General features: G+C 45.1%; 20 protein-coding genes and 2 tRNA genes. 3 read left to right on the top strand and 19 right to left on the bottom strand.

From position 1 onward, the window contains the following. Window positions 1-62: 62 nt before the first annotated feature. The 13 genes from ACE1OE_RS07095 to secG all read right to left on the bottom strand — a co-directional run bounded on the left by ACE1OE_RS07095 (window position 63) and on the right by secG (window position 12,999). Entirely contained in the window at window positions 63-1,403 is a 1,341-nt protein-coding gene (locus ACE1OE_RS07095; RefSeq protein WP_102468385.1) for an MATE family efflux transporter, read from the bottom strand. A gap of 45 nt (window positions 1,404-1,448) precedes the next feature. After that, entirely contained in the window at window positions 1,449-1,859 is a 411-nt protein-coding gene (locus tag ACE1OE_RS07090) for a MarR family winged helix-turn-helix transcriptional regulator (protein WP_102468384.1), read from the bottom strand. Between the two features lie 111 nt (window positions 1,860-1,970). Beyond that, window positions 1,971-2,909 carry a lipoprotein NlpI gene (gene nlpI / locus ACE1OE_RS07085; protein WP_449210566.1) on the bottom strand — a complete coding sequence of 313 codons (939 nt, stop codon included), beginning with the start codon at window positions 2,907-2,909 and terminating at the stop codon, window positions 1,971-1,973. Between the two features lie 155 nt (window positions 2,910-3,064). Next, entirely contained in the window at window positions 3,065-5,185 is a 2,121-nt protein-coding gene (pnp, locus tag ACE1OE_RS07080; RefSeq protein WP_102468382.1) for a polyribonucleotide nucleotidyltransferase, read from the bottom strand. 308 nt (window positions 5,186-5,493) lie between these two features. Further along, on the bottom strand, window positions 5,494-5,763 hold the full coding sequence (gene rpsO, locus ACE1OE_RS07075; protein ID WP_102468381.1) for a 30S ribosomal protein S15: 270 nt from the start codon (window positions 5,761-5,763) through the stop codon (window positions 5,494-5,496). Between the two features lie 228 nt (window positions 5,764-5,991). Further along, window positions 5,992-6,939: a tRNA pseudouridine(55) synthase TruB gene (truB, locus tag ACE1OE_RS07070; RefSeq protein ID WP_372059250.1), complete on the bottom strand. Its 948-nt coding sequence runs from the start codon at window positions 6,937-6,939 to the stop codon at window positions 5,992-5,994. After that, the gene (gene rbfA / locus ACE1OE_RS07065) at window positions 6,939-7,373 is read right to left on the bottom strand and encodes a 30S ribosome-binding factor RbfA (protein WP_449210565.1); all 435 of its coding nucleotides are present in this window, start codon (window positions 7,371-7,373) and stop codon (window positions 6,939-6,941) included. The genes truB and rbfA overlap by 1 nt, the downstream gene beginning before the upstream one ends. 99 nt (window positions 7,374-7,472) lie before the next feature. Beyond that, a complete protein-coding gene (gene infB, locus ACE1OE_RS07060; protein ID WP_449210564.1) occupies window positions 7,473-10,190 on the bottom strand; it encodes a translation initiation factor IF-2 in 2,718 nt (905 codons plus the stop codon). Window positions 10,191-10,212: 22 nt separating this feature from the next. Continuing rightward, entirely contained in the window at window positions 10,213-11,700 is a 1,488-nt protein-coding gene (gene nusA / locus ACE1OE_RS07055) for a transcription termination factor NusA (protein ID WP_102468377.1), read from the bottom strand. 32 nt (window positions 11,701-11,732) lie between these two features. Continuing rightward, a complete protein-coding gene (gene rimP, locus ACE1OE_RS07050) occupies window positions 11,733-12,188 on the bottom strand; it encodes a ribosome maturation factor RimP (protein ID WP_102468376.1) in 456 nt (151 codons plus the stop codon). 243 nt (window positions 12,189-12,431) lie between these two features. Then, a tRNA-Met gene (locus ACE1OE_RS07045) sits at window positions 12,432-12,508 on the bottom strand. Between the two features lie 55 nt (window positions 12,509-12,563). After that, a tRNA-Leu gene (locus tag ACE1OE_RS07040) sits at window positions 12,564-12,648 on the bottom strand. Between the two features lie 12 nt (window positions 12,649-12,660). Then, window positions 12,661-12,999 carry a preprotein translocase subunit SecG gene (gene secG, locus ACE1OE_RS07035; RefSeq protein ID WP_102468375.1) on the bottom strand — a complete coding sequence of 113 codons (339 nt, stop codon included), beginning with the start codon at window positions 12,997-12,999 and terminating at the stop codon, window positions 12,661-12,663. A 106-nt stretch (window positions 13,000-13,105) separates the two neighbouring features. On the opposite strand from secG, the gene ACE1OE_RS07030 reads away from it, so the two are divergent. Next, window positions 13,106-13,291, top strand: coding sequence for a hypothetical protein (locus ACE1OE_RS07030; protein WP_102468374.1), 186 nt, complete (start codon window positions 13,106-13,108; stop codon window positions 13,289-13,291). Here ACE1OE_RS07030 and glmM read toward each other — a convergent pair. From glmM to rlmE, 4 genes are all read right to left on the bottom strand, one after another. Then, the gene (gene glmM, locus ACE1OE_RS07025) at window positions 13,288-14,625 is read right to left on the bottom strand and encodes a phosphoglucosamine mutase (RefSeq protein ID WP_102468373.1); all 1,338 of its coding nucleotides are present in this window, start codon (window positions 14,623-14,625) and stop codon (window positions 13,288-13,290) included. The two genes, ACE1OE_RS07030 and glmM, sit on opposite strands and share 4 nt — an antisense overlap. 21 nt (window positions 14,626-14,646) lie before the next feature. Then, window positions 14,647-15,477, bottom strand: coding sequence for a dihydropteroate synthase (gene folP / locus ACE1OE_RS07020; RefSeq protein ID WP_449210687.1), 831 nt, complete (start codon window positions 15,475-15,477; stop codon window positions 14,647-14,649). Between the two features lie 130 nt (window positions 15,478-15,607). Then, on the bottom strand, window positions 15,608-17,587 hold the full coding sequence (gene ftsH / locus ACE1OE_RS07015; RefSeq protein WP_449210563.1) for an ATP-dependent zinc metalloprotease FtsH: 1,980 nt from the start codon (window positions 17,585-17,587) through the stop codon (window positions 15,608-15,610). Window positions 17,588-17,692: 105 nt separating this feature from the next. Continuing rightward, a complete protein-coding gene (rlmE, locus tag ACE1OE_RS07010) occupies window positions 17,693-18,322 on the bottom strand; it encodes a 23S rRNA (uridine(2552)-2'-O)-methyltransferase RlmE (protein ID WP_102468370.1) in 630 nt (209 codons plus the stop codon). A gap of 112 nt (window positions 18,323-18,434) precedes the next feature. Here rlmE and yhbY point away from each other — a divergent pair, with 112 nt between their 5' ends. Beyond that, window positions 18,435-18,731 carry a ribosome assembly RNA-binding protein YhbY gene (gene yhbY, locus ACE1OE_RS07005; RefSeq protein WP_102468476.1) on the top strand — a complete coding sequence of 99 codons (297 nt, stop codon included), beginning with the start codon at window positions 18,435-18,437 and terminating at the stop codon, window positions 18,729-18,731. 148 nt (window positions 18,732-18,879) lie between these two features. On the opposite strand, the gene greA is transcribed toward yhbY, so the two are convergent. After that, window positions 18,880-19,353: a transcription elongation factor GreA gene (greA, locus tag ACE1OE_RS07000; RefSeq protein ID WP_449210562.1), complete on the bottom strand. Its 474-nt coding sequence runs from the start codon at window positions 19,351-19,353 to the stop codon at window positions 18,880-18,882. Between the two features lie 429 nt (window positions 19,354-19,782). Here greA and dacB point away from each other — a divergent pair, with 429 nt between their 5' ends. Next, window positions 19,783-21,222 (top strand): serine-type D-Ala-D-Ala carboxypeptidase, encoded by a 1,440-nt coding sequence (gene dacB, locus ACE1OE_RS06995; RefSeq protein ID WP_449210561.1) that lies wholly within the window; start codon window positions 19,783-19,785, stop codon window positions 21,220-21,222. Window positions 21,223-21,253: 31 nt separating this feature from the next. On the opposite strand, the gene ACE1OE_RS06990 is transcribed toward dacB, so the two are convergent. Beyond that, window positions 21,254-22,099 carry a magnesium transporter gene (locus ACE1OE_RS06990; RefSeq protein ID WP_102468368.1) on the bottom strand — a complete coding sequence of 282 codons (846 nt, stop codon included), beginning with the start codon at window positions 22,097-22,099 and terminating at the stop codon, window positions 21,254-21,256. Between the last annotated feature and the right edge of the window lie 418 nt (window positions 22,100-22,517).

Below are 22,517 nucleotides of genomic sequence, written 5' to 3'. Positions count from 1 at the left end.
CTTCACACGACTGGTGAAGTGCTTTTTTCTTTTCATGCCGCTATGTTTTATATCTCTATGTTTTATACAGCGACAGCAGGCACACCCGAATCTTCTTTAAGTAGGCGCACATCTTTCCACATCATATAAACCACAACAATGGTCAATGCGATGTTCGAGATAGGATAAGCAATCCATATTCCCGTCACCCCCCATATCTTCGGTAACACGTAAAGAAACGGTAATTGAACCAGCATGTTCCCTAAGGTCACAAACAACGCTTTCTTACTCATATTGATGGATTGATAATACGCAGCGGCAACCACGAGAAAGCCATCAAGAAACATAGAAAACAAGTGCAGGCGAATACCCGTCACCGTATTGTCGATCAACATAGTGTCGGTCGAATTGAAGATCGACACGACATCAACTGGATACACATTAAGTAGCCCAACAAATACTGCGCCGCCAGCAACGGCACTGATCATTGCGACTTTAAATAACTTTCGCATGTTGTCTTTTCTACCAGCGCCAAAGTTATAGCTCAGCAATGGCTGCATTGCATTGGCAATGCCTTCCACAACTAAGTAGTAAAATGACACGATATAACCCAGAATCGCATATGCACCAACCAACACGACGGAGCCATAATCCGCAAATAATTTGTTATGCAACGCGATCATGAACGAACCATACGCGAACATAAAAAAGCTGGCCAAGCCGATAGACAATATCGGTGGCACGACGTCAAATTGGAACCTAAAATCGCTGAATGTTAAGCGCATTTTCGCTTGTTTTGAGAAGAAATATGCCACACCAAGGATTGTGACTACTGCTTGTGCGATGGCCGTAGCTAACGCCGCACCGGCAAGCTCCCATGCAAATAACACAATAAAGACATAATCTAAAACAATGTTGATCACAGCGCCAATCACCATCAACAAGGTCGCGGCGTTCGGACTATCATCATTTCGCAATAAGAAAGGGACTGCGATTGAGCCTAACGCAAACACGCTGCCCACAATCAGGACATCAAGATACTGTGTGGCTAGCTCCAACATTCGCCCCTGCGCCCCTTGAAGCTGTAGCGCATTATCCGAGAAGCCCCATAGCGCCAATGCCACAATAGGTCCCAGAGCCAATAGCAACATTAAACCCGTTGCCAGCGTTTTCTTCGCTGCCTCTAAGTTACCCTCACCTTGCTTGATGGATGATAGTGCGCCCGTACCGACACCAATCATCATGCCAATCCCTAAAATTACGCTGATCACCGGCCAGACGACATTGATACCAGCCAGACCTTCACTGCCCATATATTGGCCAATAAAAATACCATCAACAACTTGATAGAGGCCATTGACCAACATCGCGGCAATGGTTGGGATTGCGTAGCGCCAAAATTGGCGATAGATTGATTGTTGCATGTTTCTTCTCACTTTAGTTATTCAGGCTAACTAAATAGTTAAATTTTAAGATAACGCTTTCGCTAACAGCTGATCCAACAACTCGGACTCTGCCGTATTGAGTTTAGCTTTGAGTTTATTAGCCACAATGCCATATATATACACTTCGGAACTCAGTGGTACCCTCGCTTTTTCTGTCAGCCTGACGCGCTTAGAACGGGCATCGTCAAGGCAAGCAATTCGCTCAACCAATCCCTTTCTCTCTAACCGCTTAACCATATTGGTCGCTGATGGCTTAGATACATCAAGCTCGTTGGCCAAATCGGTAAGACGAATTGGCTCCTCCGATGTTTGAATCGCCTTAAGGTAGTCATACTCATTGAAACTAAGATGGCTAAGAGGATCTTCTTGGCTATTTGCTCGCCACACTCTTGCCGTTAACCTCTCTAGGTCCTCGATACTCGATTCAATAGACATTCACACTACTCATTAATTAGCCAGGCTAACTATCTTAATCCAACCTAATGATAAGTTCAAGGCACAAAAAAACCAGCCACTGGGGCTGGTTTTGTAAAGTAGACTAAAGCGCTACTCTGTCGCTTCAGATTGAAGCTTTGCCTGCTCCGCTTGCTTTGCTTTCTCTTGAGCCGCTTGCTCAGCTCTTGCAATTTCAAATATTTTAGTCAGCTCTAAGAACGCATATTTATGCTCAGCATAATCATAAACATTTTGAGCAATGGCTAGCTTATATAGCGATACCGCTGCTGGATAGTTACCTTCAATTTGATGGCGTTTAGCCAAATAGAAGTACACCTCAGTCAGTCGCTCCGCGAGCACAGTGTTGTCTCTACTGCTTGCTAATACCGCTTTAAAGGCTTGTTCTTCGGTTACTTTATCTAACATCAACGCCACTAAAATCCAGCCCCAATCATTGTTACGAGATTGATAGCGTTTTTCGAGTGCAATACCCGCATCGACTGGGCCTACTTCACGAGAAATAATGTAAAGCCAAAGTGCGCGGTAAGGATCAGACGGTGCCTCTTGGTAATACGTCATCATGCCTTCAATCGCGAGTGGAAATCGATCGCCATAGTAAAGCGCAATAGAGCGATTTCTTAAGGCATATGAGTTTGCTGCATCTAATTCTAAGCTAGAGTCAAAGGCTTCATATGCAGAATCAAAATCACCAATTTGAGTGAAATATTGCCCTACTTGGTTAAACACAACAGACTGTGCTGGGTTTAGTTGCAGCGATTGATTAAAGTCGAGTTGAGCTAAATCTCGCAGCCCTAAGCTGTTGTAATACGAGCCACGTTCAAAATGCATTTTTGCTCGTACATCGTTTTCAAGATCGCCACGCTGTAGCAGCTGAGTGAGCCTTGCTACCTGTACTTCATACTGAACATTGGCTTGCAAAGGAACGGCCATAGGCGGGTTAAGCCATTGCAATTCATCATTTGAAGAATTTGAGGCACAACCAGATACCGCAACGACTAAGCCTAGTCCTAAGATTCGAAACCATTTCACTATAAATATCTCCTTGTACCTGATGTCGTAAGACTAACAATTCAATTCCTGATCATTAAGTTTTAGCAGGTATTTTCCTTGGCGCATAAAAAAGAGGGGTCATTGACCCCTCCTTTTATAACACGGTTTCTCACATAATGTGATAATTACGCGAATTATTCTGCGCTATCGCCTGCTGGAGCCGCTGGAGTTTCTAGCGCTTCCTTCATGCTTAGGCGTACACGGCCTTGACGGTCAATTTCAAGTACTTTAACTTGAACTTCTTGGCCTTCTTTTAGGTAGTCAGTCACTTTCTCAACACGCTCGTTAGCGATTTGAGAGATGTGTACTAGACCATCTTTGCCAGGAAGAATGTTGACGAACGCGCCAAAGTCAGCAAGACGTGCCACTTTACCAGCGTAGATACGGCCAACTTCAACCTCAGCAGTGATCTCTTCGATACGACGAATCGCTTCTTGTGCCGCAGCACCTTCAGTCGCAGCAATCTTGATGGTACCGTCGTCGTCGATTTCGATAGTTGTGCCTGTTTCTTCCGTTAGTGCACGGATAACAGCGCCGCCTTTACCGATAACGTCTTTGATTTTCTCAGAGCTGATTTTCATCGTGTGGATACGAGGAGCGAACTCAGAGATATCTTCACGAGCACCAGAAATTGCTTCATCCATTACAGAAAGGATGTGCTTACGTGCGCCTTGTGCTTGGTTAAGCGCAATTTGCATGATTTCTTTAGTGATACCTTCGATCTTGATGTCCATTTGAAGTGCAGTGATACCGTCGTTAGTACCTGCTACTTTAAAGTCCATGTCACCTAGGTGATCTTCGTCGCCAAGGATGTCAGAAAGAACAACGAAGTCGTCGCCTTCTTTAACAAGACCCATTGCGATACCCGCAACAGAAGCCTTGATTGGTACACCTGCATCCATTAGCGCAAGAGAAGTACCACATACAGAAGCCATAGAAGAAGAACCGTTAGATTCAGTGATTTCCGATACAACACGTACCGTGTATGGGAACTCTTCTACTGAAGGCATTACCGCAGCGATACCACGTTTAGCCAGTTTACCGTGACCAATTTCACGACGCTTAGGAGAGCCTACAAAGCCAGTTTCGCCTACACAGTATGGAGGGAAGTTGTAGTGTAGAAGGAAGTTGTCTTTCTTCTCACCCATTAGGCTATCGATGATTTGAGCATCACGTTGTGTACCCAGCGTTGCAGTAACAAGCGCTTGAGTTTCACCACGAGTAAACAATGAAGAACCGTGAGTACGTGGAAGTACACCAGTACGTACATCTAGTGCACGAACCATGTCTTTTTCACGACCATCGATACGCGGGTTACCCGCGATGATGCGACCACGAACTACATTTTTCTCTAGAGAACCAAGCATGCCGCGAATCTCGCGCTCGTCTAGATTTTCATCTTGAGCAAGAAGAGTAGCAACCGCTTCGTTCTTAATTGTACCGACTTGCTCGTAGCGAGACATTTTTTCAGTGATCTGGTAAGCATCAGATAGGCGAGTTTCAGCCAGCTCTGCTACTTTTGCTTTAAGTTCTACGTTTACTTCTGGAGCAGTCCAGTTCCAAGATGGAGTCGCAACTTCAGCAGCGAACTCGTTGATAGCTTGGATAACAACTTGTTGTTGATCGTGACCGTAAACAACAGCAGAAAGCATTTCTTCTTCAGATAGGTTATCTGCTTCAGATTCAACCATCAGTACTGCGCCTTCTGTACCAGACACAACAAGGTCTAGTTTAGAATTTTCAAGCTCAGTGTTTGAAGGGTTAAGTACAAGCTCACCGTCAATGTGGCCAACACGTGCCGCACCGATAGGACCATTAAAAGGAACGCCAGCAATAGCAAGTGCTGCAGAAGTACCAATCATGGTAATCATGTCTGGGTTTACGTCAGGGTTGATAGAAACAACCGTTGCGATAACCTGTACTTCGTTTTTGAATGCACTTGGGAAAAGTGGACGGATCGGACGGTCAATAAGACGAGCCGTTAGTGTTTCCGCTTCTGAAGGACGACCTTCACGCTTGAAGAAACCACCTGGGATTTTACCTGCCGCGTAAGTACGCTCTTGGTAGTTCACCGTTAGAGGGAAGAAATCTTGACCCGCTACCGCTTCTTTTTTCGCGACGACTGATACGAATACTGCCGTATCATCCATTGTTGCCATTACAGCAGCAGTCGCTTGACGAGCCATAACGCCAGTTTCAAGCGTTACTGTGTGGTTGCCGTATTGAAACGACTTAACAACTGGTTTTTCGAACATTGCATTTCCTTTTATCTAGAAAGTTCTAGATTGAGAATTAATTGGCTCAAGGCATCGCATATCGCGACTAGTACAAATGTTATCGCTGGCAGGTGAACCTAAACAATAAAGCACTTGTAATAGTCGCGACCTAATGGTCGACTAATTGGACTGCAATGCAATGAGTGAAGAATCAGAACCTCTCAGTGGGTTCCAACGGGACGTAGTATAAACTACTTAATGCAGATTATGCTAATAACAGCGAAATTTAGGCATCAAAAAAGGGGCATATAGCCCCTTTTATACAAACTGTCAGATACGAGCGCTAATTAGCGACGTAGACCTAGACGTTTGATTAGATCTTGGTAGCGAGCTAGGTTTTTACCTTTAAGGTAGTCTAGAAGCTTACGACGGCTAGAAACCATACGTAGAAGACCGCGACGGCTGTGGTGATCGCCTTTGTGTGCTTTAAAGTGACCTTGAAGGTGGTTGATAGAAGCAGTAAGTAGTGCTACTTGAACTTCTGGTGAACCAGTATCGCCTTCAGCTTGTGCGTATTCTGCAACGATTGCTGCTTTAGTTTCTGCATTCAGAGACATAATGCTCTCCTAATAAGAGTAAGTTTAAAAGTTGTAGCAGCCAATCTCTGATTCAGCCGCTACGCGAGCGCGAATTATAGGGAATAATATCGCTAGGTGCAATAGGCAATCTCGGGATAAATAACGCCATAATAGAGAGAGCCTCAATTAATCGCATCGAGGCTGCTAGCATCATGACAGGCGCTAATGGTTAATGTACGCCTATCACTTTGCTTACCGCTATCGTCGCTATGCTTCTTCTTCGCGAAACACCACTAAACGTTTCGGTGCAATCTTGCCGTCATCATTCATCGCACCAACGCCAATGAAGAGTTTCTCTTCACCAGAGGTAAGACGAACTGGGCCGTTGTCTGGTGCGCCAAGCACTTGAACCGGTTGACCATGTTGAATCAAATCCGTCAATACCGCATCAACGTTCACTTCAGGCAGGTCTTCAACGGCGGAGTCCATCGGCATCAACAACGGATCCAACAGCTCTTTTGGTTGAATCTCTTCTCGTTTAGCTTGCTCTAAAAGTTCATTAAGTTGCTCTAACGTCACCATATTCTCATAGGGATATTTTGCAACCGCAGTACGACGAAGCATGGTGACATGAGCACCACAGCCAAGCATCTCGCCTAAGTCATCAACAATCGTACGAATGTATGTGCCTTTAGAACAATGCACTTCCATTTCAACTTCATCACCTTCAAAGCGATGCAGTATGATTTCGTAAACGGTGATTTTTCTTGATTCACGCGGCACTTCAATGCCTTCACGTGCGTATTCGTACAAAGGCTTCCCTTGGTACTTTAACGCAGAAAACATGGAAGGAATCTGGTCAGTTTCGCCTTGGAATTTATTCACACACTCTTCAAGAAAAGCCTGCTCAACATTCACATCACGAGTCTCGACCACTTCTCCATCGGAATCAGAAGTATTCGTACGCTCGCCAAGTTTCGCGATCACTCGGTAACGTTTATCAGAATCAAGTAGAAACTGTGAGAACTTGGTCGCTTCACCCAAACAAATGGGCAACATACCCGTTGCTAATGGATCCAATGCACCAGTATGTCCTGCTTTCTCAGCAAAATAGAGTCGCTTTACTTTTTGCAGCGCATCATTTGATGAGATTCCAGTCGGTTTATCTAGAAGAATAACGCCATTAACGGGACGTCCCTTGCGACGACGTGCCATTACTCAGCATCTCCCTCTGATTTTTTTTGTTCAGAAACTTCTTGCTCATCAGTGCGGCCAACGGCTTCTTGACGACGCTTGTCTTCACTCAACACTTCGCTCACAAGGTTAGACATGCGCATACCTTCAACCAATGTATTGTCGTAAGTAAAGCGAACCTCAGGTGTTAGGCGGTGACGAATACGCTTGCCAAGAGCCATACGAACAGGCACTTCGTGCTCTTTAAGAGCAGCAAGAGATGACTCTGGTGTTTGCTCACCAACACAAAGGAAAGTAACAAAAACCTTGGCATAAGCTAGGTCACGCGATACTTCAACATCAGAAATCGTCACCATGCCAATGCGAGAATCACGAACTTCGCGCTGTAAAATCAACGCTAATTCTTTTTGCAGTTGTTGCGACACGCGCTGAGCGCGACTAAATTCTTTTGACATTTCTTTTCTCACTATAGAAAGAATGGGGGGCTTGCGCCCCCCATGGTGTATTCAACTACCATCACTACTAATTAAAAAAGTCAGTAGAGATTTTGTCAACTAGTCTAGAGTACGTTTGATCTCGATGATCTCGAATACTTCGATTTGGTCGCCAACGCGAACATCGTTGTAGTTCTTAACGCCGATACCACACTCGTAACCATTCTTAACTTCTTGAACGTCATCTTTAAAGCGACGTAGAGATTCTAGTTCGCCTTCGTAGATTACAACGTTCTCACGTAGTACGCGGATAGGGTTGTTACGCTTGATAGTACCTTCAGTAACCATACAACCGGCAATTGCGCCCAGTTTTGGTGACTTAAATACGTCACGTACTTCTGCCAGACCGATGATTTCTTGTCTGAACTCAGGAGCTAGCATACCGCCCATCGCTTGCTTAACTTCGTCAATCAATTGGTAGATGATTGAGTAGTAACGAAGATCTAGGTTTTCGTTTTCAATCGCACGGCGCGCAGAAGCGTCAGCACGTACGTTAAAGCCTAGGATAATCGCGTTTGAAGCAGCCGCTAGTGAAGCGTCAGTTTCGGTGATACCACCAACACCTGAGCCTACAATCTTCACTTTTACTTCTTCAGTAGACAGTTTCAGTAGTGAATCAGCAATCGCTTCAACAGAACCTTGTACATCTGCTTTCAGAACTACGTTCAACTCAGCAACATCACCAGCAGTCATGTTAGAGAACATGTTCTCTAGTTTCGCTTTTTGTTGACGAGCAAGTTTCACATCACGGAATTTGCCTTGACGGTAGTTTGCTACTTCACGAGCTTTACGCTCATCACGTACCACTGTTGCTTCATCACCAGATGAAGGCACGCCAGATAGACCAAGAATCTCAACTGGAATCGATGGACCCGCTTCAAAGACTTCTTTACCGACTTCATCACGCATCGCACGTACACGGCCGTATTCTTGACCACAAAGTACGATATCGCCTTTACGCAATGTACCAGATTGAACCAGTACCGTTGCAACAGGACCACGACCTTTATCTAGGAATGATTCTACAACCACACCAGAAGCCATGCCATCAGCAACCGCTGTCAGCTCTAATACTTCAGATTGAAGTAGAATCGCTTCTAGAAGGCCATCGATATTTGTACCTTGCTTAGCAGAGATATGAACGAAGATGTTTTCGCCGCCCCACTCTTCAGGAATAACGTCATATTGAGCAAGCTCATTCTTAACGTTATCTGGGTTTGCACCTTCTTTATCGATCTTGTTAACAGCGATAATCAATGGAACCTCAGCCGCTTTCGCGTGCTGGATTGCTTCGATAGTTTGTGGCATTACGCCATCATCTGCTGCTACAACTAGAACAACGATATCTGTCGCTTGAGCACCACGAGCACGCATAGCGGTAAACGCCGCGTGTCCAGGAGTATCAAGGAAAGTGATCATACCGTTTTCAGTTTCAACGTGGTATGCACCGATATGTTGAGTAATACCACCCGCTTCGCCAGAAGCAACGTGAGTACGACGAATGTAATCAAGTGTCGACGTCTTACCGTGGTCAACGTGACCCATGATAGTAACAACTGGCGCACGAGATACTGCATCTGCAGTTGAGTCACGATCCGATAGTACCGCTTCTTCCAATTCGTTTTCTTTACGAAGTACAACCTTGTGACCCATTTCTTCAGCAACAAGTGATGCTGTTTCTTGGTCGATGACTTGGTTGATTGTCGCCATTGCGCCCATCTTCATCATTACTTTGATGACTTCAGTGCCTTTTACTGACATTTTTTGTGCCAGCTCAGAAACTACGATAGTTTCGCCAATAACAACATCTTGCTTAGCTACTTGAGCAGACTTGTCAAAACCGTGCTGCATTGAGTTAGGTTTTGCCAACTTACCTTTACGGCCACGTTGGTTACGTCCACCGCGTCCGCCACGAGAATCATCACGGTCTTGCGTTGATTTCTTCTTGCGACGACGAGGCGTTTTCTCTTCGCTACGGTCTTGAGCGTCTTCCGCTTCACGAGCGTAAGTTGAAGTCGTAACGTGATAGTCGCCTTTCTCGTTTTCTTTTGACTTCTTCTCTTCTTCTGACCAACGTTCTGAATTTTCTTCAGCCAGCTTCTTCGCTTCTTCAGCTAGACGAGCGGCTTCAGCTTCAGCCTTACGTTGAGCCTCTTCATCTTGACGGCGCTTCAGCTCGTCAGCTTCTTTTTTCGCTTCGGCATTTTTTGCGTTCATTTGTTTCTTGGCCTTTTCCGCTTCGTCGCGCTGTTGAACTGTTGAGCTTGTATCGCGTTTTTCATCAGCTTCACGTTTAGCAGTTTCCTCTGCTACTCGTTTTTCTTCAGCTTCTCGCTTTGCTTTCTCTTCAGTTTCGCGCTGTGCTTTCTCTGCAGCGTCACGTTTGGCTTGCTCTTCGGCTTCACGTTGTGCACGTTCTTCCGCTTCGCGTGTCGCTGCTTCCTCAGCTTCACGTTTATCTTGCTCGTCAACCGCGCTGCGCTTTACATAAGTACGCTTTTTACGTACTTCGATTTGTACATCTTTGCTCTTACCACCACCAGCGGCGACAGATAACGTACTACGTGTTTTACGTTGTAGCGTTAGGCGCGTTGGTTCAGTTTCACCAGATGTATCACCATGTTCTTTCTTCAGGTGCGTAAGAAGCGCTTGCTTCTCATCATCGTTAACCTGATCACTCTCTGATTTTTTAAGACCAGCATCAGCAAGTTGTTCAATTAGGCGATCGACTGGCGTACCAATCTCTTCGCTAAGTGCTTTAACCGTAAGTTTTGTCATGCAACTACCTCCTTGCTGATTATTATTCTTCGTCGCCGAACCAACATATGTTACGTGCAGCCATAATAAGCTCACCAGCACGTTCTTCCGTTAGTCCTTCGATACCCTCTAGCTCGTCAACACCTTGGTCAGCAAGATCTTCAAGAGTCGCTACGCCTTTGGCAGCCAACTTAAATGCCATTTCACGCTCAAGACCTTCTAGTGCAAGCAAGTCTTCAGCTGGCTCAACGCCGTCAAATGTCTCTTCTTGTGCAAGAGCCATTGTCGTTAATGCGTCTTTAGCACGGCCACGAAGTTCTTCAATAATCTCTTCGTTTAAGCCGTCAATATCTAGAAGTTCGTTAACTGGCACGTACGCCACTTCTTCTAGTGTTGAGAAACCTTCTTCTACAAGCATCTGAGCGAAGTCTTCTTCGATATCAAGATACTTCATGAAGTTTTCAATCGAAGCTGATGCTTCTTCTTGGTGCTTCTTCTGTAGATCCGCAACTGTCATTACATTCAGTTCCCAGCCAGTAAGCTGAGACGCAAGACGTACGTTTTGACCGTTACGGCCGATAGCTTGTGCTAGGTTATCAGCTTCAACCGCGATATCCATTGCATGCGCATCTTCATCAACGATGATTGAAGCTACGTCTGCTGGTGCCATTGCATTGATAACGAATTGTGCTGGGTTATCATCCCAAAGTACGATATCGATACGCTCACCGCCAAGCTCGCCAGAAACGGCTTGAACACGTGCGCCACGCATACCCACACACGCACCAACAGGGTCAATACGGCGATCGTTAGTTTTCACTGCGATTTTAGCACGAGAACCTGGATCACGGGCTGCGGCTTTTAATTCAATCAACTCTTCCGCGATTTCTGGCACTTCAACACGGAAAAGCTCTGCTAGCATTTCAGGCTTAGAGCGAGTAATGAATAGTTGGAAACCACGCGCTTCAGGGCGAACCGCGTACAGCAAACCACGAACTCGGTCGCCTGGACGGAAGTTTTCACGTGGCAATTGGTCATCACGTAAAATAACCGACTCTGCGTTGTTACCAAGGTCAAGAATGATCGTTTCACGAGTCACTTTTTTAACAACACCAGTAACTAAGTCACCTTCGTTATCAATAAACTGTTCAACAATTTGAGCACGCTCAGCTTCACGAACTTTTTGTACGATAACCTGCTTCGCTGTTTGAGTCGTAATGCGGTCAAACGTCACTGACTCAATTTCATCTTCAACGTAATCGCCGAGTTGAATTGATTCGTCGTCATATTGCGCCGCTTCAATTGAGATTTCCATTGTTGGTGTTTCAACTTCAGCAACGGCCATCCAACGACGGTAAGTAACAAACTCACCCGTTTTACGGTCAATCTCAACGCGAACTTCAATTTCAAGTTCATGCTTCTTTTTTGTTGATGTTGCAAGTGCTGTTTCTAACGCTTCAAAAATACGCTCACGAGGTACCGCTTTCTCGTTAGAAACCGCCTCAACTACCGCTAAAATTTCTTTACTCATTTATCTAGCCTCTAAGCTTTCTTATTAGGGACCTAAAATTTAGGAATCAGGTTAGCTTTAGAAATGTTGCTAAGCACCATCTCTTCTTCGTTACCGTCAACAAGGATTGTGATGTTTTCGCCATCAATAGATTGGATTGTTCCTTTCCATTTACGACGGTTACCCACAGCCATTTTGAGTACGATGCTGACCTCGTGACCAATAAACTGTACATAGTGCGCTGCTTTGAACAGCGGGCGTTCTAGACCTGGTGAAGACACCTCTAGGTTATAAGCCACCGTAATTGGGTCTTCGACATCCATCACTGCACTTGTCTGGCGACTTACTTCTGCGCAGTCGTCAACAGTAATACCATTTTCATGATCGATATACATACGAAGCGTTGAATGCTCACCAGCACGGATGAACTCTAAACCAACAAGTTCGTAACCTAAAGCTTCAACCGGAGCCTCAAGTAATTCTGTAAGTTGTCTTTCTAAACCAGTCATTTAACCACTCCAGAAACAAAAAAAGGGCTTAAAGCCCAATTTAAATCCCAAGCACACATACCTGAACTTTAAAAAGCTCAGATAACAAAAAACCCCGAAAGTCGGGGTTTTTTGTTGCTGGACCCTGATGCATTAAGGATAAGCAATAAATGAAAAACTTAAAAAGTAATTCGTTTATTTCCTTAATGTGCAGTGATTTTTTCACACTGCTAAACTTGCAATCCATCAACACTCAAGAAGCATTGGTTGCGGGGGCCGGATTTGAACCGACGACCTTCGGGTTATGAGCCCGACGAGCTACCAAACTGCTCCACCCCGCGTCCGACTTGCTGAGCATTATACGCTCAACAAACTGTATTACAAGTTTATAAGTAATGGTGCCGAGAGAGGGACTCGAACCCTCACACCATAAGGCACTAGCACCTCATGCTAGCGTGTCTACCAATTTCACCATCTCGGCTAAGCTATTCGCTTACTGAGGAATCTCGTCGCTAGATTTAGCGGGAATTTCACTCACAGTATTATCAGCTTGTTGTTCAATAACTTGACCTTGTGAAGGGTCAACCCACTGAGACTCGCCTTTATGGGTATACATGTTACCCAAGACCAAGCTAATAACAAAGAAAACAATTGCAAAAACTGCAGTCATTCGGGTTAGAAAGTTTCCTGAGCCGCTAGCACCAAACACTGTGTTTGACGCGCCAGCACCGAATGAGGCTCCCATGTCTGCGCCTTTACCTTGTTGAATCAACACTAGGCCAATAACACCAAGCGCAGCCAACAGGTAAATCACAAGTAGAACTTGAATCATATGTCCACCTATGTTCCTAATTGTTGAGCCAGCGCTGCTTTCTTGACTAAGACAAAGAATTTGCCTCGCCATCGAAAACCTGGCTATGACCTCCTAAGAGAAGGCGGTGGCAATACTATCGAATGCGGCACTGACTGACAAGATAAAAATAAGAAAAACCGAAGTTTTAAAGCTTAAGCGCTCAAAAAAGGGGCAATCCCCCCCTTTTCAAGCAATTCCTGCGGGAAAAGTTAAAAATAAACAAAGTCAAAATCTTAGTGGCTTTGTTTATTTTATGAGAATGCTGAATTAGCAGCTCGCCTTTACCGCATCAGCAATATACTGAGCAGATTGATTAACGAGTGCATCATCTTCGCCCTCTACCATCACTCTAAGTAGTGGCTCTGTGCCAGACTTACGAAGCAATACACGCCCTTTTTCGCCTAGTTCACTCTCCACTTTCGCGACCGCTTGCGTAACCGCATCCGCAGTAAGTGGATTCGCATCGCCGCTGAAGCGTACATTGATCAATACTTGCGGGTATAACGTCATGCCGCTTGCTAATTCATTTAATGACATTTTAGAGTCCACGACCGAGGCCAGTACCTGAAGGCCCGCTACAATCGCATCCCCCGTCGTCACTTTATCCAGCAAGATCACATGACCTGAATTTTCAGCGCCTATGCGCCAATCATTTGCAAGCAGCATCTCCATGACGTAACGATCACCGACCGCAGCACGTTCAAACGGAATACCCAGTTGCTTCAAGCCATTTTCCATACCTAGGTTGGTCATCAAAGTACCGACCACGCCGCCTTTTAGCTCACCACGGCGCAACGCGTCACGAGCGATAATATAAGCAATTTGGTCGCCATCAACCTTGTTACCCAGATGGTCAACCATGATGATACGGTCACCGTCACCATCAAACGCAAGACCAAGCATCGCTTTTTCAGCCACAACACGAGCCTGCAGCGCCGCGACATCTGTCGCCCCGACTTTATCATTAATATTCGTGCCACTAGGCTCTGCACCCATGACGATCAAGTCGGCGCCTAGTTCGGTAAATACTGACGGTGCAATCTTGTAGGTTGCACCATGGGCACAGTCGATCACAATCTTAATGCCTGACAAATCCATCTCGTTAGGAAACGTACTTTTGCAAAACTCAATGTATCGTCCCGCCGCGTCTTCAAGGCGACTCGCTTTACCTAACTCTGAGGATTCCACACACTCAATGTCTTTGTCTAACTCAGCTTCGATAGCAAGTTCAATTGAGTCAGGCAGCTTGGTTCCTTCTGAAGAAAAGAACTTAATGCCATTATCATAATATGGGTTGTGTGACGCCGAGATAACAATGCCCGCTTCCGCGCGGAATGTTTGCGTAAGATAAGCAACCGCTGGTGTTGGCAATGGGCCGGTAAAGATAGCCTTCAAGCCTGCAGCAGATAAGCCAGCCTCTAATGCCGATTCCAGCATATAACCAGAAATGCGAGTATCTTTACCAATGATCACTTTTTTAGTGCCTTGTTTCGCAAGCACTCGTCCAGCCGCCCAGCCTAGCTTTAGTACAAAATCGGGAGTAATAGGATATTGACCTACTTTTCCTCGTATACCATCAGTACCAAAATAACGTCGTTGTGACATGTAAATTTCCTTTTAATATTCTTATTTATTTTTATGCATCATAGAGACAATAGCCATTGCCTCTATCGTTTCTTGCGTATCGTGGACCCTAATAATCTGCGCTCCTTTGATGGCGGCAAGAGCCGCGCACGTCACGCTACCAACCATCGTGTCATGAGGCATTTTATCAAGTAATTTAAAGATCATCGATTTTCGTGACATTCCCGCTAAGACAGGTAGCCCAAACTGTTGAAACTTATCGAGGTGAGCCAATAAATGGTAATTGTGATCGAGTGTTTTTCCAAACCCAAAACCAGGATCAAGAATCAATTTCTCTCGCTTTATACCGACAGCCTCACACGCGGCAACCCTTTCTTCTAAGAACACCTGAACATCACCGAGCAAGTCATCATAGCTCGGGTTTGCTTGCATCGTCTTAGGTTGTCCTTGCATGTGCATCAAACAAATGGGTACATTGGCCGCCGCCGCGACTTCAAGTGCACCAGGCTCTTGCAGTGCTCGTACGTCATTGATGATATCTGCACCCGCGTCTACCGCGGCTCTCATCACTTCAGCTTTACTGGTATCAATAGAGATCCATACATCAGATTGCTCACGAATGGCTTTAATGACTGGAATAACTCGAGCCAGTTCTTCTTCCAGAGTGACCTCTGGCGCCCCTGGTCGAGTAGATTCACCGCCAACATCAATAATACTGACACCAGATTGAATCATAGAAGCTGCTTGAACAAGTGCATTTTCAATGGAGTTGAACTTCCCACCATCAGAAAAAGAGTCAGGCGTGACATTAAGGATACCCATGACCTGAGGGCGGTCGAGGTGTAACGTTTTGCCGTTGGAAGACAGCGACATAGTAGCCGTAAGCTTAGAAGTTTTGGACATAGTGGATGTAGGCATCGAAGTTGAGGACATGATTGATAAAATCGTAACGAGTAGAAACAAGAAAAGCCCCGAGAAGATCTCGGGGCTTAATTATTAAAGACTATTCAGAATCTTTTTTTGACGATGTTGTTGAGCTTTCCTCGTCAACACCTTCTGGTTTAGCTTCTGTCTCTGGATTTGATTCCGCTTTTGCTGGCGCTTCCTGAGGCTTAACAGGCTCTTCTTTGGCTTTAGTCGGCTCTTCTCGAGCAGTGACTTCATCGCCCCAACCTGCTGGCTCACGGATCGTTTCTTTGCGTTCCATCAAATCGTCGATTTGGCCTGCATCAATGGTTTCGTATGTCATTAGCGCATCTTTCATTGAGTGCATCAGATCCATGTTATCTTCAAGAATCTGTTTCGCTCGGTCGTAGTTGCGATCAATTAGGATACGAATTTCTTCATCGATAAGTCGAGTCGTCTCATCAGAGACATGTTTAGCTTGACTCATACCGCGACCCAAGAAAACCTCTCCCTCTTCTTCAGCATAAAGAAGTGGTCCAAGTTTCTCAGAGAAACCCCATTGTGTGACCATCTTACGTGCAATATCAGTGGCACGTTCGATATCGTTTGATGCACCCGTCGACACTTTGTCTTTACCGTAGATAAGTTCTTCCGCTAATCGACCGCCGTACAAGCTAGAAATCATTGATTCTAGATGCTGGCGCGACATGCTGACACGATCTTGTTCTGGTAAATACATCGTGACACCAAGTGCTCGGCCACGTGGAATAATCGAGACTTTGTACACTGGATCGTGCTCTGGCACCAAGCGACCCACAATAGCATGACCCGCTTCGTGGTACGCAGTGGACTCTTTAGTATCTTCAGATAGAACCATGGAACGGCGCTCAGCACCCATCATGATCTTATCTTTCGCCAATTCAAACTCAACCATCGAAACGTTGCGCTTGTTACCACGCGCTGCGAAGAGTGCAGCTTCGTTTACTAAGTTGGCCAAATCAGCACCAGAGAAACCAGGAGTACCACGTGCGATCAGTGAAGGCTCGACGTCTGATGATAAAGGTACTTTACGCATGTGAACTTTAAGGATCTGCTCACGACCACGTACATCTGGCAAGCCAACAACAACTTGTCTGTCAAAACGACCTGGACGAAGTAGTGCTGGATCAAGTACGTCAGGACGGTTCGTTGCAGCGATAACGATAATACCTTCGTTACCCTCAAAGCCATCCATCTCAACCAACATTTGGTTCAGTGTTTGCTCACGCTCATCGTGACCACCACCAACACCCGCGCCACGTTGACGACCTACGGCATCGATTTCATCGATAAAGATGATACACGGTGCAGCTTTCTTCGCTTGTTCGAACATGTCACGCACACGAGATGCACCCACACCAACAAACATTTCAACGAAGTCAGAACCAGAAATCGTAAAGAACGGTACTTTTGCTTCACCAGCAATGGCTTTCGCAAGTAATGTTTTACCCGTACCAGGAGGACCGACTAATAGGATACCGGTTGGGATCTTACCGCCAAGCTTCTGGAAGCGACTAGGGTCACGTAGGTAATCGACCAGCTCCTTAACGTCTTCTTTTGCTTCGTCACAACCTGCAACGTCAGAAAACATGGTTTTGATCTGCTCTTCACTCATCATTCGAGCTTTGCTCTTACCAAACGACATGGCTCCTTTGCCACCGCCGCCTTGCATTTGACGCATGAAGAAAATCCAAACACCGATAAGAAGAATCATCGGGAACCACGAGATAAAGATCGTACCAAGTAGGCTTTGTTCTTCTGGTGGTGTTCCTGAAACTTTTACGTTTTGGTTAATCAGGTCATCAAGAAGTTTTTGATCATAAACCGGCATGTAAGTCACAAAGCGACTACCGCCACGACGAGTAAACGTTATCTCGCTGTCTTTAAACTGCGCTTCTTGAATCTGGCCACTGCCAACTTCCTGTACGAACGTGGTGTAATCTACCGCTCGACCATTGCTCTCGCCAGGTCCAAAGCTTTGGAATACCGACATCAACACAACGGCGATGACTAACCACAAAATTAAATTCTTTGCCATGTCACTCAAGGTGTCAGTCCTCGATAACTAATTGTAATTAAAGGTAGGGTACTACAGTTTTTCAGCTGTAGCTACAATGTTAATTTTCTCTTTGTAAACTAATGTTCAGCCTTTGTATCCATTAGCTACGATAAATACCTCACGGGAACGCGCTCTTGATGAATCCGGTTTACGAATCTTCACCACTTTGAACATTTCACGCACTTCTTTTACGTATTGCTCAAACCCTTCTCCCTGAAACACTTTAACAACAAAGCTGCCTCCAGGTGCTAAGGCTTGTCTACACATATCTAATGCTAGTTCAACAAGATACATTGCTCTAGGCTGATCGACAGATAAATTTCCTGCCATGTTAGGTGCCATATCAGACATCACAACATCGACCATATCAGGCTGTATTTTTTCTAGCAGGGCATCGAGTACAGCTTCTTCTCTAAAATCACCCTGTAAAAAACTCACTCCGGCGATAGAGTCCATCGGTAACAAATCACAAGCAATCACTTGTCCTTCATCCCCAACAACCTTAGCGGCGTACTGTGACCAGCCTCCAGGTGCAGCGCCCAAATCGACAACTGTCATCCCAGATTTCAACAGCTTATCTTTATTTTGAATTTCTTCAATTTTAAAGATAGCACGAGATCGATACCCTTTTCTTCTGGCTTCATTTGCATATTTATCATCAAAATGCTCCTTCAACCAGCGGCCAGAACTAGCCGAATGTTTTTGCTTACTCATTCAATATCCAACGTCACAAGGGCAAACCCTTAGAATAAAGTATAGTCTTCGTCATTAGATGGCGTTAAAATACGACTTTTCAACCCTAATACTAAATAAATTTGGCCGCGTTATGAACTTAAGCACGAAACAAAAACAGCACCTAAAAGGCCTAGCACACGCACTGAAACCCGTTGTGCTTCTAGGCGCAAATGGACTAACAGAGGCTGTTCTAGCGGAAATCGAAATCGCTCTTGACCACCACGAACTGATTAAAGTTAAAGTGGCTTCGGAAGACCGTGAAACTAAGCTATTGATTGTTGATGCAATTGTCCGTGAGACAAAGGCTGAGAAAGTACAAGTTATCGGTAAAACACTTGTTCTTTATCGCCAATCTGAGCAAAAGAAAATCGAATTACCTCGTAAATAACGAGGCCTTAATTCGTCACTCTGCTGAAACAGTTCGTTTCACATTAAAAAGGTCGCTCAATGCGGCCTTTTTTGATCGCACGTTTATCAAACAGACCTATCAATATAAAAAAAGCCGCGCAATGCGACTTTTTTCATGCTAATTCGACTTAGACATACGCGACTTTATCAATATCAAAATCTTTTTGACCACCCGGAGTGGTTATCGTCACTTCATCACCTTCCATTTTGCCGATAAGTCCACGGGCAATAGGAGAGCTAACAGAAATACGACCAGCTTTGATGTTGGCTTCATCTTCACCAACAATCTGATACGTTTGCTCAGCATCCGTATCAACATCGATTAGCGTTACCGTCGAGCCAAAAATGATCTTACCGGTATTATCCATTTTCGTTACGTCGATGACCTGAGCTACTGATAGCTTATATTCAATGTCACGAATTTGTGCTTCGCAAATACCTTGCTCTTCACGAGCGGCGTGGTATTCCGCATTCTCTTTTAAATCACCCAATTCACGAGCTTCAGCAATCGCTTGTGAAATAAGTGGGCGAAGCTTTAGTAGTCGCTCTAGCTCTTCACGTAATTGAAGCTCGCCACGAGCGGTCATTGGAACTTTTTCCATTTTAACAACCTCTTTTCCAAAGTTTACTTTGGACAAAAAAACCCTACTCAAACAAAGCTTGAGTACAATTTAAAAATTACTGGATTAAGCCTAGTGTAATCAATCTGTGGATACAAATCATTGAAATTCATAATTAGAAGCAAAGTTGTTGGTATTGAATTTCGACTCATTGCTTTACTGTCGCGGCAAGCGAGCCTCACTGAGCTTTACTAGGCGCATTGTAGCCGATAAATATAACGCAAAAATCTCGCTAACTGCAAGTATCAGTTAACGGATAAAACGTGTGCCCATGCACACTCCTAATCTTCTGTTCACTGTGACTCCGTGGTTTCAGTCAATATAATCCAAGGATTCATAATTAGCACTTTATCTCTTAGAGGTTGGTTGCTAGCCTACCCCAATACACCATCGATGGCTTACCTGACTACTATGACAATAAATTGCGCCATAACCGCCCTATTATTAACCATTGCCTCCTCCTCAATCATGGCGTCATCAATTGAAGCAGAGTTACCTGAAGGCAGTAGAAACAGCATTTACATCGATGGGTTGAGTCCCTCTTCTTCTGTATTAGTGAGCGAAAACACCCACGCGTACTTTCCACCAGCCAGCACGCTTAAAGTTGTTACTGCACTTGCAGCCAAATTGTCTTTAGGGGATGACTTTCGTTTTGAAACGCCTCTGTATCGTGTAGGAAATGATGTCGTCATCCAATACTCTGGTGACCCATCGTTCTCGCGTGGTACGCTACGAATGATGCTAAAAGAGGCCAAGTCATCCATTGGCCCCTCTTTCGGCACCGTTTGGCTCGACGATAGCGTTTTTTCCGGCTATGACCGAGCGGTTGGCTGGCCATGGGATATACTAGGTGTCTGCTATAGTGCTCCGGCCTCTGCCATTACGCTTGATGGTAATTGCGTGCAAGGTGCGCTGTACACTAATGACAATGGCACGACACGAATCAATATCCCCGCACATCAACCAATAGCGGCAACTACAACCGCTCGTGCCGTAACGAAAACACAACAAAAAGAGCGCCACTGTGACCTTGAACTCAATGTGTCACAAGGTAATCAATATTCCCTTGCTGGATGCGTTGTTTCGCGAACATCGCCGCTACCGTTAAAGTTTGCGGTTGCTTCTCCAGAAAAGTTCACTCGTGATGTCATCAGTGCGGAAGCGAAACGTTTAGGGATCACGATATCTGGAGACATAAAAACCGGACGTCCCAAAAACACCCCATCTACGCCATTATTTGTGCAACGATCCCAGCCTCTACCTGAGTTATTGGCCACCATGTTGCGTGACTCAAACAACCTTTATGCTGACGCCCTATTAAAGACGATTGGCGCGACGTATTACAATCAACCTGGCTCGTTTAACAACGGTACCGAAGCACTTAAGGCTATACTGAGGCTACAAGCAAATATCGACTTCAGCCGTGCCGTTCTCGAGGATGGCTCAGGCCTCTCAAGAAACAATAGGGTTACCACCAGTCAAATGGCACAAGTGCTCCACTACATTTATGACAATGACGCCACTCTCAATCTTATCAAGCTGCTCCCTGTAGCAGGGACGAACGGGACATTAAAGTACCGCCAAAGTATGAGGAAGTCGCCGATAAAAGGCGCGCTTACCGCCAAGAGCGGCTCATTATTTGGCACCTACAATATGATGGGGTATGGGTTAGATTCAGCAGGAAAGCCTCAATCTATTTTTGTTCAAATGATTACCGATTATCACGTAGTTCCTTCGGAAACCAAAAAGCCAGTGGTTTCACCACTGACCCAATTTGAACAAGCCCTCTACCAACAAGTTATCGATTATAGTCTTTCGCTTGAGCGCTCAAACAACAAAGCACAGCCTTAGCTGTGCTTTGTTGTGCTGTCATTTGTCCAGATTACGATAGCCCTAAGAAATAGTTGACTACCGTAAAGTAGATCCACATTCCTGAGATATCGACGATAGAGGCGAGTACTGGGCTCACCAACACGGCAGGGTCTAAACGAAAGACTCGAGCAATAATAGGAAGAACCCCTCCTAATGTCGTTGAGATCGTCACTTGGATAAACAATGCCACCGCTATCGATAAGGCAATAATATTCAAATCAAACCCATTCCCCGCATTCGCGTCACTGAAGAGCAGTATGCGGGCAACCATCACCAAGGCGACTGCCGATGCAAGGCAGACAGCAACTCGGCTTTCTTTCCAAAGTACATCAAGCCACTGCCTTTTTCGTAATTCGCCTGTTGCTAACGCCCTGATGACGAGGGTCGCGGCTTGCGTACCCGTATTACCACCTGCGGCTGCGATCACTGGCATATACACAGCTAATAACACTAACTGGCTTAGTATATCTTCATACTGAGCGATAATAAGACCAGACACGATGCCCATCAAAGCCAAGGTGATGATCCAACCAATACGCTGTTTAACGTGCTCTAAAACGCCCGTCGATAAATAGCCTTGTGTCGTTTCAGCCTCTGAGTGAATAAAGCCCAATTGGTGTGCAAAGTGTCGCGCTCTTTTGTCGTGACCTTGCAAATCAAGTTGTTGTATCAGGTGTTGTACCTGACCAAATGCACAATGCTGTAATACACCGACCGCTTCATCAATCGGCATCAGCGTTAACAAATTAAGCTGTTGCTCATCGTCGTATTGCAAAAATGCTTTTGTTGCTGCACTGATCTCTTCTTCTGAGAAGCGAGGTGCATTTTCAATATAAGTGTTGTTCATTACCGTCATGGCGAATCTCCCGATTAGCGTTGGTAACGACCATCAATTGTCACGAATACGTGCCTACCACATTGAGATGGCATTCATTCGTAAATAGTAGAAAGGAGAAAAATAAGAAAAGAGTTGTAGATAAAACTTCCCACCTTGAAGGCAGGAACGAAGATCGTAAAATACCGACAGAGTGTTACTTTTCTCCCTTGATACTAGGAGGATGGTCGGTATTGTTCATAGGTATCTCCGAGGAAACTATCAACTTGATAGCGGCGCTAGGATACCAAAAACGCTCATTGAGTAAAGCCTATTTCACTTCCTGAAACTATTTTTTACGCTTTTAATGCCTTTAAGCGTTTACGATCTCGCAAATGTTCATGAATGTGCTTGCTATTTATTTAACTAACTCTCGATTTACTCTCTAGATTCAGCGTCA

Source organism: Vibrio sp. E150_011 (genome assembly GCF_053544015.1).
This window is presented reverse-complemented; position numbering and strand designations above follow the sequence as displayed.